1 protein-coding gene is annotated in these 279 nt (G+C 62.4%); it reads left to right on the top strand.

All coding sequences use genetic code 11. The features are described 5' to 3' along the window. Positions 1-279 (top strand): M23 family metallopeptidase (locus tag P8629_RS11710; protein WP_278166303.1); only part of this gene is annotated, 279 nt, incomplete at both ends.

Here is a 279-nt window from a genome sequence, read left to right as displayed (position 1 = left end):
CGGCACCGACTTTGCCATGCCGATCGGCACGCCGATCATCGCGCCGGCCAATGGACGTGTGGAGCGCGTGGGCAATCACCACGCGGCAGGACGCTATATCGTGATTCGCCATGATAACGGCTACCGCACGCGCTACCTGCACCTTTCGCAGCCGATGGTGAGCCAGGGCCAGCGTGTCGACATGGGTGAGCGCATTGCCCTTTCCGGCAATACGGGCCGCAGTACCGGCCCTCACCTGCATTATGAGGTCATCGTCAACAATTCGCCGGTCAACGCCAT

The sequence above is a fragment of the Hydrogenovibrio sp. 3SP14C1 genome (assembly GCF_029625905.1).
Classification (GTDB): Bacteria; Pseudomonadota; Gammaproteobacteria; order Thiomicrospirales; family Thiomicrospiraceae; genus Hydrogenovibrio.
Note: the sequence above shows the minus strand (reverse complement) of the source record. Positions and strands in the feature narration are given on the sequence as shown.